This is a genomic window from Streptomyces sp. NPDC047841, assembly GCF_040704085.1.
Taxonomy (GTDB): domain Bacteria; phylum Actinomycetota; class Actinomycetes; order Streptomycetales; family Streptomycetaceae; genus Streptomyces; species Streptomyces argyrophylli.
The window spans coordinates 382740-395797 of the sequence record NZ_JBEYRP010000006.1 but is presented as its reverse complement, the minus strand read 5'-3'; the positions used below and the strand labels follow the sequence as shown (position 1 = coordinate 395797).

General features: G+C 72.8%; 12 protein-coding genes. 2 read left to right on the top strand and 10 right to left on the bottom strand.

Annotation, left to right across the window (positions count from 1 at the left end; all coding sequences use genetic code 11):
* Positions 1-517: 517 nt before the first annotated feature.
* Positions 518-1543, top strand: a complete 1026-nt coding sequence (gene trpS, locus AB0947_RS12430) for a tryptophan--tRNA ligase (RefSeq protein WP_366750295.1) — start codon at positions 518-520, stop codon at positions 1541-1543.
* Positions 1544-1573: 30 nt separating this feature from the next.
* Here trpS and proC read toward each other — a convergent pair whose 3' ends face one another.
* The 6 genes from proC to AB0947_RS12400 form a co-directional block, all read right to left on the bottom strand.
* Complete coding sequence (gene proC / locus AB0947_RS12425; RefSeq protein ID WP_366750294.1) at positions 1574-2386, bottom strand: pyrroline-5-carboxylate reductase; 813 nt, start codon at positions 2384-2386, stop codon at positions 1574-1576.
* 78 nt (positions 2387-2464) lie between these two features.
* On the bottom strand, positions 2465-3271 hold the full coding sequence (locus AB0947_RS12420; protein WP_366750293.1) for an ABC transporter permease: 807 nt from the start codon (positions 3269-3271) through the stop codon (positions 2465-2467).
* Positions 3268-4077 carry an ABC transporter ATP-binding protein gene (locus AB0947_RS12415; RefSeq protein ID WP_366750292.1) on the bottom strand — a complete coding sequence of 270 codons (810 nt, stop codon included), beginning with the start codon at positions 4075-4077 and terminating at the stop codon, positions 3268-3270. Before AB0947_RS12415 ends, AB0947_RS12420 begins: the two co-directional genes overlap by 4 nt.
* 95 nt (positions 4078-4172) lie before the next feature.
* Positions 4173-4970: a class I SAM-dependent methyltransferase gene (locus AB0947_RS12410; RefSeq protein ID WP_366750291.1), complete on the bottom strand. Its 798-nt coding sequence runs from the start codon at positions 4968-4970 to the stop codon at positions 4173-4175.
* A 106-nt stretch (positions 4971-5076) separates the two neighbouring features.
* A complete protein-coding gene (locus tag AB0947_RS12405) occupies positions 5077-5622 on the bottom strand; it encodes an EamA/RhaT family transporter (protein ID WP_366750290.1) in 546 nt (181 codons plus the stop codon).
* 137 nt (positions 5623-5759) lie between these two features.
* The gene (locus tag AB0947_RS12400) at positions 5760-6095 is read right to left on the bottom strand and encodes an SH3 domain-containing protein (protein ID WP_366750289.1); all 336 of its coding nucleotides are present in this window, start codon (positions 6093-6095) and stop codon (positions 5760-5762) included.
* A 152-nt stretch (positions 6096-6247) separates the two neighbouring features.
* Between AB0947_RS12400 and AB0947_RS12395 the strand changes: the two genes are divergently transcribed.
* The gene (locus AB0947_RS12395) at positions 6248-8467 is read left to right on the top strand and encodes a serine/threonine-protein kinase (RefSeq protein WP_366750288.1); all 2220 of its coding nucleotides are present in this window, start codon (positions 6248-6250) and stop codon (positions 8465-8467) included.
* 98 nt (positions 8468-8565) lie between these two features.
* Here AB0947_RS12395 and ilvD read toward each other — a convergent pair whose 3' ends face one another.
* From ilvD to AB0947_RS12375, 4 genes are all read right to left on the bottom strand, one after another.
* Positions 8566-10419: a dihydroxy-acid dehydratase gene (gene ilvD / locus AB0947_RS12390; protein ID WP_366750287.1), complete on the bottom strand. Its 1854-nt coding sequence runs from the start codon at positions 10417-10419 to the stop codon at positions 8566-8568.
* Between the two features lie 95 nt (positions 10420-10514).
* Complete coding sequence (locus tag AB0947_RS12385; protein ID WP_366750286.1) at positions 10515-11150, bottom strand: TetR family transcriptional regulator; 636 nt, start codon at positions 11148-11150, stop codon at positions 10515-10517.
* Positions 11147-11968: a sugar phosphate isomerase/epimerase gene (locus AB0947_RS12380; protein WP_165951822.1), complete on the bottom strand. Its 822-nt coding sequence runs from the start codon at positions 11966-11968 to the stop codon at positions 11147-11149. The genes AB0947_RS12385 and AB0947_RS12380 overlap by 4 nt, the downstream gene beginning before the upstream one ends.
* 129 nt (positions 11969-12097) lie before the next feature.
* On the bottom strand, positions 12098-13030 hold the full coding sequence (locus AB0947_RS12375) for a Ppx/GppA phosphatase family protein (RefSeq protein WP_366750285.1): 933 nt from the start codon (positions 13028-13030) through the stop codon (positions 12098-12100).
* Positions 13031-13058 lie beyond the last annotated feature (28 nt).

Below are 13058 nucleotides of genomic sequence, written 5' to 3'. Positions count from 1 at the left end.
TTCCCTTTCCGGCGGTTCCGACTCTATCAGATCCTTTCGGCGTCTGATCCCCGGTCAGCGGGGTTCGTCCTCGCGGCTGTTGGGCCGTTCCGACGAGTGAGACTTTAGCGGATTCCTGGCTCCCGAGCTAATCGGCGGCCGGCGCCCTTTCGAACGCGGATTCCTCATTTCGCAAATACGCACGCCAAAACAGCCGACGCGAAGAGCGTCGATCGAGTGGGTGGTGCTTGCGGAATGGCTGTCCGGGGACCGACCGGGGTCGGCGCTCACGTCGGACAACTCGGAGAACAGTACGTATCGGCGTGGGGCGTGTCAACTCGCCGCCACGAGGCGCTCCCGCGGCGTACTGTGGAGCGCGTGATGACGCGTACGTGCACCCAGCTCTGGTGGGCCGCCTGACGGCGGCCGTACTCACGTATGCACTCAACGGCCGCCGCTTCGGCGGCCGTTCTCGTATCTCCCTCCGGGTCCCGGGGGCCGGCCGCAGGGGCGGCGGTCCCGACCAGAAGGAGTGGAGATGACTCGGGTCTTCAGCGGGATTCAGCCGACCGGGCACCTGACCCTGGGCAACTACCTGGGGGCCATGCGGCGCTGGGCCGAGGTGGACCAGCACCGGGCGGACTCGCTGTTCTGTGTGGTGGATCTGCACGCGCTGACCATGGACCACGATCCGGCGCGCGTATGCAGGCTCAGCCGGCAGACGGCGACCTTGTTGCTGGCGGCCGGGCTCGACCCCGAGGTGTGCACGGTGTTCCTGCAGAGCCACGTCGACGAGCACACGCGGTTGTCGTACCTGCTGGAGTGCGTGGCGACCGACGGTGAGACGCGGCGGATGATCCAGTACAAGGAGAAGGCCGCGAAGGAGCGGGAGCGTGGTGGGAGCGTGCGGCTGTCGCTGCTGACGTATCCGGTCCTGATGGCGGCGGACATCCTGGCGTACGGGACGGACGAGGTGCCGGTCGGTGAGGACCAGGCGCAGCACGTGGAGCTGACCCGGGACCTGGCGGTGCGGTTCAACCAGCGCTACGGGCAGGCGTTCGTGGTGCCGAGGGCGACGATCCCTCAGGTGGCGGCACGGGTCATGAACCTCCAGGACCCGACGAGGAAGATGGGGAAGTCGGACGACTCGGGCGCGGGGGTCGTCTATCTGCTGGACGAGCCGGACGTGGTGCGCAAGAAGGTGCTGCGGGCCGTGACGGACAGCGGGCGGGACGTCGTCTACGACCGGGCGGAGCGGCCGGGCCTCGCGAACCTGCTGGATGTTCTCGCCGCGTGCACGGGCGGGAACCCTGAGTCACTGGCGGACGTTTACGACTCGTACGGCTCTTTGAAGAAGGACACCGCGGAGGCGGTGGTGGAGGTGCTGCGGCCGGTGCAGGCCAGGCATCGGGAGCTGTGCGCCGATCCGGCGTACGTCGAGGGGGTGCTGCGCGATGGTGCGGAGAAGGCGAGGGCGTTGGCCCGGCCGACGGTCGATACGGCCTACCGGGCGATCGGGCTGCTGCCGCCCGTGGCGGAGCCCTCGCTGAGCGCCGCGCGTTAGCCGGGCGGCGCTCCGGCGCGGTCGGCCGGTTCAGTCCTTCTTGCCGGAGGCGAGTTCGCGGCTGCGGTCGCGGGCGGCTTCGAGGGCGGCGATGAGGGCGGCGCGTACGCCGTGGTTCTCCAGTTCGCGGATGGCGTTGATGGTGGTGCCCGCCGGGGAGGTGACGTTCTCCCGGAGCTTGACGGGGTGTTCGCCGCTGTCGCGGAGCATCACGGCGGCGCCGATCGCGGACTGGACGATGAGGTCGTGCGCCTTGTCGCGCGGGAGACCGAGCAGGATGCCGGCGTCGGTCATGGCTTCGACCAGGTAGAAGAAGTACGCCGGGCCGGAGCCGGAGAGTGCGGTGCAGGCGTCCTGCTGGCTCTCGGGGACGCGGAGGGTCTTGCCGACGCCGCCGAAGATCTCCTCGGCGTGTGCGAGGTGCTGTTCGGTGGCGTGGCTGCCTGCCGAGATGACCGACATGGCCTCGTCGACCAGGGCGGGGGTGTTGGTCATGACGCGGACGACGGGGGTGCCCTCGGCCAGGCGCTCCTCGAAGAAGGAGGTGGGGATGCCGGCGGCTCCGCTGATGACCAGGCGGTCGGCGGGGACGTGCGGGGCGAGTTCGTCCAGGAGGGTGCCCATGTCCTGCGGCTTGACCGTGAGGATCAGGGTGTCGGCGGTCTTGGCGGCCTCGGTGTTGGTGACCGGGGTGACTCCGTGGCGGGTGCGGAGTTCTTCGGCGCGTTCGGGGCGGCGGGCGGTGACCAGGAGGTCGCCGGGGGCCCAGCCGGCCCGGATCATTCCGCTGAGCAGGGCTTCGCCGATCTTGCCGGTGCCGAGGACTGCGACTTTCTGGCTCATGCGGTTCAGTCTGGCACCGGGGTGGGGGGTGCGGGCGGGTTGTCCGGTGGGCGGAACGGCGGCGGGTGGGGCCCGTGGTCACGCCGTGCGCCGTCGTAGCGTCGCCGCGCCCAGGCCCAGGACGAGCAGTGCGCAGCCGGCCACGATCAGCACGTCGCGGACGAAGGCCGCCGTCATGTCGGTGTGGTGGAGGACCTGGTTCATGCCGTCGACGGCGTACGACATCGGCAGGACGTCGGAGACGGCCTCCAGGACGGGGTGCATGTCGGAGCGGGGGGTGAACAGGCCGCAGAGGAGGAGCTGGGGAAAGATCACCGCGGGCATGAACTGGACCGCCTGGAATTCCGAGGCCGCGAAGGCCGAGACGAAGAGACCGAGGGCCGTGCCGAGCAGAGCGTCGAGGAGGGCGACGAGGAGGAGCAGCCAGGGGGAGCCGGTGACGTCGAGGCCGAGGAGCCAGAGCGCGAGTCCGGTGGCGAGGGCGGACTGGACGATGGCGAGGGCGCCGAAGGCGAGGGCGTAGCCGGCGATGAGGTCGGCCTTGCCGAGGGGCAGGGCGAGGAGCCGTTCGAGGGTGCCGGAGGTGCGTTCGCGCAGGGTGGCGATGGAGGTGATCAGGAACATCGTGATCAGCGGGAAGATGCCGAGCAGCGAGGCGCCGATGGTGTCGAAGGTGCGCGGGCTGGCGTCGAAGACGTAGCGCAGCAGGATCAGCATCACGCAGGGGATCAGGACCAGCAACGCGATGGTGCGCGGGTCGTGGCGCAGCTGGCGCAGGACCCGGGCCGCGGTGGCGGTGGTGCGGGAGGCGTTGAGGGTGCTGGGGCCCGTGGTGGGTGCCGCCGGGGTCGTCGTGGGTGCCGCGGTCGCGGGGCTGGGGTTCATCGGGTGCTCTCTCTGGTACGGCCTGCGGCTTCGTCGACCAGGCTCAGGAAGGCGGCCTCGACGGTGTCGGTGCCGGTGCGGCTGCGCAGGGCGTCCGGGGTCTCTGTCCCGGCCTCGCCCCCGGTGAGGATCTCGCCCTCGCGCATGAGGAGGAGGCGGTGGCAGCGCTCGGCCTCGTCCATGACGTGGGAGGAGACGAGGAGGGTGGTGCCGCGGGTGGCGGCGAGGTCGTGGAAGAGCTGCCACAGGTCCCGGCGGAGGACGGGGTCGAGGCCGACGGTCGGTTCGTCGAGGACGAGGAGTTCGGGGGTGCCGAGGAGGGCGACGGCGAGCGAGACGCGGCCGCGCTGGCCGCCGGAGAGGTTGCCGGCGAGGGCGTCGGCGTGGCTGGTGAGGTCGACGTCGGCGATGGCCTGGGTGACGTGCTGGTGGCGGCGGTCGGCGGCGGCGCGGCCGGGGTCGAGGATCGCGGCGAAGTAGTCGAGGTTCTGGCGGACGGTGAGGTCGTCGTAGACGGAGGGGGCCTGGGTGACGTAGCCGATGCGGTTGCGGAGGGCGGGGTGGCCGGCCGGGTGGCCCAGGACGTCGAGGGTGCCGGTGACCTTGGCCTGGGTGCCGACGATCGAGCGCATGAGGGTGGATTTGCCGCAGCCGGAGGGGCCGAGCAGGCCGGTGATCCGGCCGCGGGGGACGGTGAAGCGGAGGTGGTGCAGGACCGTGCGGGGGCCGCGGGTGACGGTGAGGTCGTCGGCGTGGACGGCGGGGGGCGGGGCAGCGGGGGCCGGAGGGCCCGGCTCATTATTCATCACATGATGAATAATTGGGCTGGAGGGGTCGGGGCGTCAAGGGGCGGTGACGAACAGAGGGCGGCGGCAGCCGGTGAAGGGTGCGGGAGGCGGGGTCAGGGCTTGCGGGCGACCAGGAGGAGGACGTCGTAGGTCTCCTCGACCGTGCCGTCCGGGAAGACCTCCAGGAGGTGGGCGCGCTCCTCTTCGAGGAAGGCGGTCGTGCGCTCCTCGGACGTGATGAGGAAGGCGGAGTGGCTGCCGATGTTGGCGAGGTGGACGTCGACCGGCACGCGGCGGCTCCAGCGGACCGTGCGGCGGGTGAAGTCCAGGCGCCCGCTGGGGTCGGCCAGCTCGACGCGGTCGCCGGCCTTGCGTGCTTCGGCGGCGACGTCTACGCCCAGGAAAGCGCCGACGCGGCGGGCGGCGTCGGCGATCCACTCGACGTCCAGCGCCTGGGTGTTCCACCACAGCGCCAGCGCACCGCCCGGGCGCAGCACGCGCAGCGCCTCCGGCACCGAGTGGGCCTGGTCGGTCCAGTGCCAGGCCTGGGCGTAGGTGATGAGGTCGGCGTGGGCGTCGGCGACGGGCAGGGCGTCGCCGTTGCCCCGGGCGAGCGGGACGTGCGGGAGCGCGCGGCGGAACTCGGCGGCCATGCCCGCGCCGGGTTCGACGGCGAGGACGTCGGCGCCGCGCGCGTGCAGGAGGGCGGTGGCGATGCCGGTGCCCGCGCCGACGTCCACCGTCCTGGCGCCCGCGAGGGGGCGGCCGGCCAGTTCCTCGACGGCGTCGAGGAGGGCGGGCGGGTAGGAGGGGCGGTTCGCGGCGTACTGGGCGGCGGCGGAGTTGAAGGAGGCGGCGCGGGAGGCGTGGGAGGCGCCCGGGTCGGCGGGCGACGGCTCGGTGACGGTCATGGGGTCCTGTCTACGGCATCGCCGGCCGCCTGTCGTACCCGGTTTTCCGTCCCGTGGCCGCGGTTCCGCCGTCGGCGTCCCGGCCTTGCCGTTCGACGGCGCCGTCCTACCGGCGGCGCTTCTTCTTCGACGGGTTGCCGGTGCGGCGGGTGGTGCGGCGGGCGTGGGCCTCACGGGCCTGCGCGTACTCCTCGCGGTGCAGCTTCTCGCCCGGCGCCTCGGTGAGGGAGCGGAAGAAGTAGGCGAGGAGGGTGCCGACGAAGCCGATGGCGAGCAGACCGCGCAGGGACGCCTGGCGCTGCGGGTCGTGGCGCCTGCCGAAGCCCTCCCAGGTGTTGCGGAAGGCGAGCGCGCTGCAGATCGCGAACATGGCGACGACCAGCACGGTCACGAAAGAGCCGGACTCGGCGATCCGGATGCCCTCGTAGGCGAGGCGCAGCACCAGACAGGAGGCGGTGGCGGCGGCGAGGGAGCCGACGGCGACGCCGGCGCGGCGGGCCGCGTAGCCGTTGTCGTGGTCCACCCAGGAGGTGCCGAAGAAGCGCAGGGGCTCCGGGCGGGGGCCGCCACCCTGCGGCGGGGCGCCGTCGTCCTCGGGCGCGCGGCCGAGGGAGCCCGCCGAGGTGTCCGGGGTGCCGGTTTCGTCGCTCACAGCACGATTATGGCGCCGGCCGTGGACGGGCTTCCGGGCGGGGTCCGGGCGGCGGTTCCGCGTCGGCGGCCCCGCCCGCCCAGGCACGGCCCGGACGGGACGGGGGGGCTCACGGCGCCCGGTGGTGCGGGCCGGGGTCAGCCGCAGCGGGAGGCGATGTAGCCGTCGCTGCCCGTGTGGACGTAGGCGTCCGAGACGTACTCGCCGCTGTCGATGAGGTCCCAGATGTTCGTCGTGCCGTAGGTCCCCGTCACGGTCGTGCCGGGTGTCTGGCAGTAGATCGGCACCTGGACGCCCTCCGGCAGGACGCGGACCAGGTTGTACTGGGTGCCCGGGCCGCTGCGGACGTTCAGCCGGACGCCGGGCGCCACGGCGTAGGTGCGGACGGCTGCCGCCGCCTCCGTCACCACGCTCCCGGTGTCACCGGCTCCGTTCTCGATGGCCTCGGCCTCTTGTGCGCGGTCGACCGACATGAATGGTCCTCCCCCGTCGTCTTCCTCGAACTCGGCGCGAAACGCTGCTGCGCGACGCGCACGCAGACGCTAGCAAGCCGCCTCCGTCTCGTACGAGTCATCGACTAGGCTCCGTGCGTCGCGCGCGCGGACGAAGAGCACGGGGGTGGTCCATGGCGCCACAGCGCAACACCGGAGCGGGCGCGGAAGCGGAACTTCCCGAGTACGCCGGGCACTATCGGCTGGAGTCCTGCCTGGGCTCCGGCGGCATGGGGGTCGTACACCTCGCCCGGAGCACCTCGGGGATGCGGCTCGCGGTGAAGGTCGTACACGCGGAATTCGCGCGGGATCCCGAGTTCAGGGGCCGTTTCCGGCAGGAGGTGGCCGCCGCGCGCCGGGTCAGCGGGGCCTTCACGGCATCTGTCGTGGACGCCGATCCCGAGGCCGAACGCCCCTGGATGGCCACCTTGTTCATCCCCGGGCCGACCCTCTCCGACCAGGTGAAGCGGAAGGGTCCCCTGCCCAAGGAGCAGTTGCGCCGGCTGATGGCCGGGCTCGCCGAGGCGCTGCGCGACATCCACCGGGTCGGGGTCGTGCACCGGGATCTCAAGCCCAGCAACGTGCTGCTCGCCGACGACGGGCCGAAAGTCATCGACTTCGGCATCTCCCGGCCGAAGGACAGCGAACTGCGCACCGAGACCGGCAAGTTGATCGGCACCCCGCCGTTCATGGCGCCCGAGCAGTTCCGGCGGCCCCGGGAAGTCGGCCCGGCCGCCGACATCTTCGCGCTCGGTTCGGTCATGGTGCACGCGGCCACCGGGCGCGGGCCGTTCGACTCCGACAGCCCGTACGTCGTCGCCTACCAGGTGGTCCACGACGAACCCGACCTGACCGGCGTGCCGGAAGGGCTCGCACCGCTGGTACGCCGGTGTCTGGCCAAGGAACCCGAGGACCGGCCCACGCCGGACGAACTGATGCGGGAACTGCGCTCGGTGGCGGCCTCGTACGACACCCAGGCGTTCATACCGGCGCAGCGGACGGGCGAGGCGCAACGGGCCGGCGAGGAGCGGACTCCCGCGGAAGCCGGGGCGGCGGCAGGGGCGGCACAGGCAGGGGGATACCCTGCCGGGGCCGGCCGCTCCGAGGGAGCCGGCCGTTCCGAGAGTGCCGGCCGCTCCGAAGGCCCCCGTCGGCGCACGGGCCGACGTCCCGGGCGCCGGCGGGTGGTGGCGCTCACGGCCGGGAGCCTGGGGCTGGCGCTGCTCGGCGCGCTCGTCGGAGTGTGGGTGTCCGGCGGAAACGATCAGGCAGCCAGGGGGGCGGGCGAGCCGACCCTGACGGCGGCTTCCGGCGGCACGTGGACGGCCCGGCCGGCGGTCGGCGGCGAGGGCATGCCGCACTGCGCGTACGCGGCCGGCAAGGTGTTCTGCGCGCGGCCGGGTGCCGTCTTCGCGCTCTCCGCGAGCGACGGCGGGCTGCTGTGGCGGCGCTCGGTCGGCACCGGGTCCACGAGCGGGCCCCCGGCCCTCTCCGGCGGGCTGGTCCAGCCGTACACGGACGGCGGCGGCTCACGGCTCACCGGGCTGGATCCGGCCACGGGCAGGCAGGTGTGGCAGCGGCGGCTGCCGGCCGGGACGACCGTGCGCTACGCCGGTGACACGGCCCTGCTCACCAGCGCCGACGGCACGGTCACCGGCGTGGACGGCGCGAACGGCGCCACGCGCTGGCGGAAAGCGGTGCCCGGTCGGGGCGTGCCGGTCCTCGACGCGTTCCCCGGCGCCCCGACGGCCTTCGCGACGCGTACGTCCGCCGACGGGACGAGCACCCAGGTGACCGCCGTGGACCCGGGCACCGGCCGGGTGCGGTGGGACGTGCGGCTCGGCGGCTGGCTCAAGCCGTTCGCGGCGCAGGGCGGTTCGGTGTTCTTCCTGGCCGTGGACAGCGCGTACGGCGCCAAGGAGATCGTCCGCTACACCCCCGGCACGGGCGCGGCCCGGCGCGTGGCACTGCCCGCCGTCCTCGACGGCGCGCACGCGACGGTGCGCGGGAACGTGGTCTACGTGCTGGCCACCGGTGGCCCCCTGGACGCCGTGGACCTGGAATCCGGGCGGTCGGGCAAGCACATGTGGCACCTGGAGACGTCGGTGAGCCGCGGTTCGGCGCCCGTCGTGCGGGGCGGGCGGGTGTACCTCACCGCGAGCGACGGCCGGCTGCTCGCCGTCGACGCCGGCGACGGCAGGCTCGTCGGGCAGACGCCGGCGCGGCTGGGCGCGAACTCGGCCGAGGTCGTGAGCACCCCGCCCGCGCCGGTGCCGGTCGGCCCCCGCGTCCTCGGCGCCGCGCCCGACGGCACGGTCTTCACCGTGGACGGCGGGAAACCGTCGGCCTGGTGACCCCGGTCACGGGGAGGGTCCTCCATGGAACGGCGAAGGGCCGCCCCCTGTCGGGAGCGGCCCTTCTGCCTCGGCTCGGCCCGGGCGGGTGCCCTGGCTCAGCCCAGGCGGGACACGTCGCGCACCGCGCCCTTGTCCGCGCTCGTCGCCATCGCCGCGTAGGCGCGCAGGGCGGCGGAGACCTTGCGTTCGCGGTTCTTCGGGGCGTAGACGCCGTTCAGGGCCTGCTCGCGGCGGGCCAGCTCGGCCTCGTCGACCAGCAGCTCGATGGTGCGGCCCGGGATGTCGATGCGGATGCGGTCGCCGTCCTGGACCAGCGCGATGGTGCCGCCGGAGGCCGCCTCGGGCGAGGCGTGGCCGATGGAGAGGCCGGAGGTGCCGCCGGAGAAGCGGCCGTCGGTGATCAGGGCGCAGGACTTGCCGAGGCCGCGGCCCTTCAGGTACGAGGTCGGGTACAGCATCTCCTGCATGCCGGGGCCGCCCTTGGGGCCCTCGTAGCGGATGACGACGACGTCGCCGTCCTTGACCTCCTGGGTCAGGATGCGCTGGACGGCCTCCTCCTGGGACTCGCAGACGACGGCCGGGCCCTCGAAGGTCCAGATCGACTCGTCCACGCCGGCCGTCTTGACCACGCAGCCGTCGACGGCGAGGTTGCCGCGCAGGACCGCGAGGCCGCCGTCCTTGGAGTACGCGTGCTCGGCGGAGCGGATGCAGCCGTTCTCGGCGTCGTCGTCCAGGGCCTCCCAGCGCTCGGACTGGGAGAACGCCTCGGCGGAGCGGACGCAGCCGGGCGCCGCGTGCCACAGCTCCACGGCCTCCTGGGACGGGGAGCCGCCGCGCACGTCCCAGGTCTTCAGCCAGTCGGCGAGGGACGGGCTGTGGACGGCGTGGACGTCCTCGTTGAGCAGGCCGGCGCGGTGCAGTTCGCCGAGGAGGGCGGGGATGCCGCCGGCGCGGTGCACGTCCTCCATGTAGTACGTGCGGTTCTTGGCGACGTTGGGGGCGACCTTGGCCAGGCAGGGCACGCGGCGCGAGACGGCGTCGATCTGGTCCAGGCCGAACGGGACGCCCGCCTCCTGCGCCGCGGCCAGCAGGTGCAGGATCGTGTTGGTGGAGCCGCCCATCGCGATGTCCAGGGCCATGGCGTTCTCGAAGGCCTGGAAGGTGGCGATGTTGCGGGGCAGGACGGTGTCGTCGTCCTGCTCGTAGTAGCGGCGGGTGAGGTCCATGACCGTGCGGGCCGCGTTCTCGTACAGGGCGCGGCGCGCGGTGTGGGTGGCGAGGACGGAGCCGTTGCCGGGCAGGGACAGGCCGATGGCCTCGGTCAGGCAGTTCATCGAGTTGGCGGTGAACATGCCGGAACAGCTGCCGCAGGTCGGGCAGGCGTTCTCCTCGATGCGGAGGATGTCCTCGTCGGAGATCTTGTCGTTGACGGCGTCGGAGATCGCGTCGACCAGATCGAGGGTGCGGACCGTGCCGTCCACGAGGGTGGCGCGGCCGGACTCCATGGGGCCGCCGGAGACGAACACCGTCGGGATGTTCAGGCGCAGGGCCGCCATCAGCATGCCCGGGGTGATCTTGTCGCAGTTGGAGATGCAGACCAGGGCGTCGGCGCAGTGCGCCTCGACCATGTACTCGACCGAGTCCGCGATCAGGTCGCGGGAGGGCAGGGAGTACAGCATGCCGCCGTGGCCCATGGCGATGCCGTCGTCGACGGCGATGGTGTTGAACTCGCGCGGGATGCCGCCGGCCTCCTTGATCGCCTCGCTGACGATCCGGCCGACGGGCTGGAGGTGGGTGTGACCCGGCACGAACTCGGTGAAGGAGTTGGCGACGGCGATGATCGGCTTCCGGCCGATGTCCGCACCGGGTACACCGGAGGCGCGCATAAGGGCGCGGGCGCCCGCCATGTTGCGGCCGTGGGTGACTGTGCGGGACCTCAGCTCGGGCATCGTCGCTCGCTCCTTCAGACGGGTGTGGCTGTTGTCGAGCGTACGCCGGTCATCCAGTGGGCGGGACAAGGTGTCCGCATCGCGGGATGCGCGTTTCACGGAGCCGTCAGGTGCCCCTGTACGACGGGGGCGACCCGGGCGATGATCCGCTCCAGGTCGGCCGACGCCAGCGGCTCCACCTTGATCACGTACCGGAGCATGGCGCAGCCCACGAGCTGGGCGGCCGCCAGCTCGGCGCGCAGCTCGGCGTCCGGCAGCTCCAGCTGGGCGGCGATGCGGCGCAGCAGCTGGGTGGCGACCAGGCGGCGGAAGACGGCGGCGGCCGTGTCGTTGTTGACGGCGGAGCGCACGATCGCGAGCAGCGGGGTGCGGGTGGTGGGGTTCTCCCAGATGCCGAGGACGAACCGGGTCAGCCGCTCGCCGACGGCGTCCGGGGGGCCTTCGGCGACCGCCTCCGGCCCGTTCAGCGCGGGCGCGAAGGCGACCTCGACGGCGGCTTCGAAGACCTGTTCCTTGGTGCCGAAGTAGTGGTGGACGAGTGCGGAGTCCACGCCGGCGGCCTTGGCGATGCCGCGTACGGACGTCTTCTCGTAGCCGCGCGCGGAGAACTCCTCGCGGGCGGCGGCGAGGATGCGGTCCCGGGTGCCGGCGGACTCGGTGCGCGGGGGGCGGCCCCGGCGCCGGGCGGGCGGCTCGGGGGCGGTGTCGTGCGCCGGCGGGGAGGCGGTCATCGGCGGGTCACCCGTACGGCCGCGGCGGCCAGGTGCTTGCGGGTGTACTCCAGGGCCTCGGCGAGGTCGGCCTCGCGCTCGGCGCCGGACATCGCCCGCCGGGTGTTGACCTCGATGACGACATGGCCGTCGAAGCCGGTGTGCACCAGGCGCTCCAGCAGTTCGGCGCAGGGCTGGGTGCCCCGGCCGGGCACCAGGTGCTCGTCCTTGGCGGAGCCCCGGCCGTCGGCGAGGTGGACGTGCCCGAGCCGGTCCCCCATGCGGTCGATCATGCCCAGGGCGTCGGTGCGGGCCGTCGCCGTGTGGCTGAGGTCGATCGTGAAGTGCCGGTAGTCGTCGTGGGTGACGTCCCAGTCGGGGGCGTAGGCGAGCATCTCGCGGTCGCGGTAGCGCCAGGGGTACATGTTCTCGACGGCGAACCGCACGTCCGTCTCGTTCGCCATCCGCCAGATCCCGTCGACGAACTCCCGGGCGTACTGGCGCTGCCAGCGGAAGGGCGGGTGGACGACGACGGTGGAGGCGTCCAGCTTCTCCGCCGCCGCCCGGGCCCGCTGGAGCTTGACCCAGGGGTCGGTGGACCAGACGCGCTGGGTGATCAGCAGGCAGGGGGCGTGGACGGCCAGGATCGGGATGCCGTGGTAGTCAGACAGGCGACGCAGGGCCTCGATGTCCTGGCTGACCGGGTCGGTCCACACCATGACCTCGACGCCGTCGTAACCGAGGCGCGCGGCGATCTCGAAGGCCGTCGCCGTCGACTCGGGGTAGACGGAGGCGGTCGAGAGCGCGATGCGCACGTCTGCGTCCCTTGGTTCAGCCACGTCCGTCACCATACGGCGCTGAGGGGCTCGGGTGTTGGGTGGCTGTTCGCCGTTGTGAGGTTTGCCATTTGCCTGGTGCGGGCGCGTGGTCGCTTCCCGCGCAGTTCCCCGCGCCCCTCTCTCGGGGCGCTACGCCGAACCCATGTGGTCGAGGCGCCGCAGGATCACGCCCTCCCTCAGGGCCCAGGGGCAGATCTCCAGCTGCTCCACGCCGAAGAGGTCCATCGCGGCCTCTGCCACCAGGGCGCCGGCGAGGAGCTGGCCGGCCCTGCCGTCCGAGACGCCGGGGAGTTCGGCGCGCTGCTCCACCGTCATGCCGGCCAGGCGCGGGACCCACGCCTCCAGCGACTCGCGCTTGAGTTCGCGCTGGACGTAGAGGCCCTCGGCGCTGCGGGCGGCACCGGCGATGCGGGCGAGCTGCCGGAAGGTCTTGGAGGTGGCGACCACGTGGTCGGGGGCGCCGAAGCGGCTGAACTCGCCGACCGTGCGGGCGATCTCCGTGCGGACGTGGCGGCGCAGGGCGCGGACGTCCTCGGGGGCGGGCGGATCGCCGGGCAGCCAGCCGACGGTGAGACGGCCGGCGCCGAGCGGGAGGGAGACGGCCGCGTCCGGTTCCTCGTCCATCCCGAAGGCGATCTCCAGGGAGCCGCCGCCGATGTCCAGGACCAGCAGCTTCCCGGCGGACCAGCCGAACCAGCGGCGTACGGCGAGGAAGGTGAGCCGGGCCTCCTCGGCTCCGGTGAGGACCTGGAGCCGTACACCGGTCTCGTCGGCCACGCGTGCGAGGACGTCGTCGGCGTTGGTGGCCTCGCGGACGGCGGAGGTCGCGAACGGCAGCAGGTCCTCGACGCCCTTGTCCTCCGCGGCCTGGAGCGCGTCCCGTACGACGGCGATCAGCCGGTCGATGCCTTCGTCGCCGATGGCACCGCTGTTGTCGAGGAGCTGGGCGAGCCGGAGTTCGACCTTGTGCGAATGCGCGGGCAGCGGGCACGCGCCGGGGTGCGCGTCCACCACCAGCAGGTGCACCGTGTTCGAACCCACGTCCAGGACACCGAGTCTCATGTACGGAACGCTACTGCCAGATCGTCCG

Bases quoted from the DNA above. Each gene is read 5' to 3' on its own strand.
- trpS (WP_366750295.1), top strand. From the start codon at position 518: ATGACTCGGGTCTTCAGCGGGATTCAGCCGACCGGGCACCTGACCCTG.
- proC (WP_366750294.1), bottom strand. From the start codon at position 2,386: ATGAGCCAGAAAGTCGCAGTCCTCGGCACCGGCAAGATCGGCGAAGCC.
- AB0947_RS12420 (WP_366750293.1), bottom strand. From the start codon at position 3,271: ATGAACCCCAGCCCCGCGACCGCGGCACCCACGACGACCCCGGCGGCA.
- AB0947_RS12415 (WP_366750292.1), bottom strand. From the start codon at position 4,077: ATGAATAATGAGCCGGGCCCTCCGGCCCCCGCTGCCCCGCCCCCCGCC.
- AB0947_RS12410 (WP_366750291.1), bottom strand. From the start codon at position 4,970: ATGACCGTCACCGAGCCGTCGCCCGCCGACCCGGGCGCCTCCCACGCC.
- AB0947_RS12400 (WP_366750289.1), bottom strand. From the start codon at position 6,095: ATGTCGGTCGACCGCGCACAAGAGGCCGAGGCCATCGAGAACGGAGCC.
- AB0947_RS12395 (WP_366750288.1), top strand. From the start codon at position 6,248: ATGGCGCCACAGCGCAACACCGGAGCGGGCGCGGAAGCGGAACTTCCC.
- ilvD (WP_366750287.1), bottom strand. From the start codon at position 10,419: ATGCCCGAGCTGAGGTCCCGCACAGTCACCCACGGCCGCAACATGGCG.
- AB0947_RS12385 (WP_366750286.1), bottom strand. From the start codon at position 11,150: ATGACCGCCTCCCCGCCGGCGCACGACACCGCCCCCGAGCCGCCCGCC.
- AB0947_RS12375 (WP_366750285.1), bottom strand. From the start codon at position 13,030: ATGAGACTCGGTGTCCTGGACGTGGGTTCGAACACGGTGCACCTGCTG.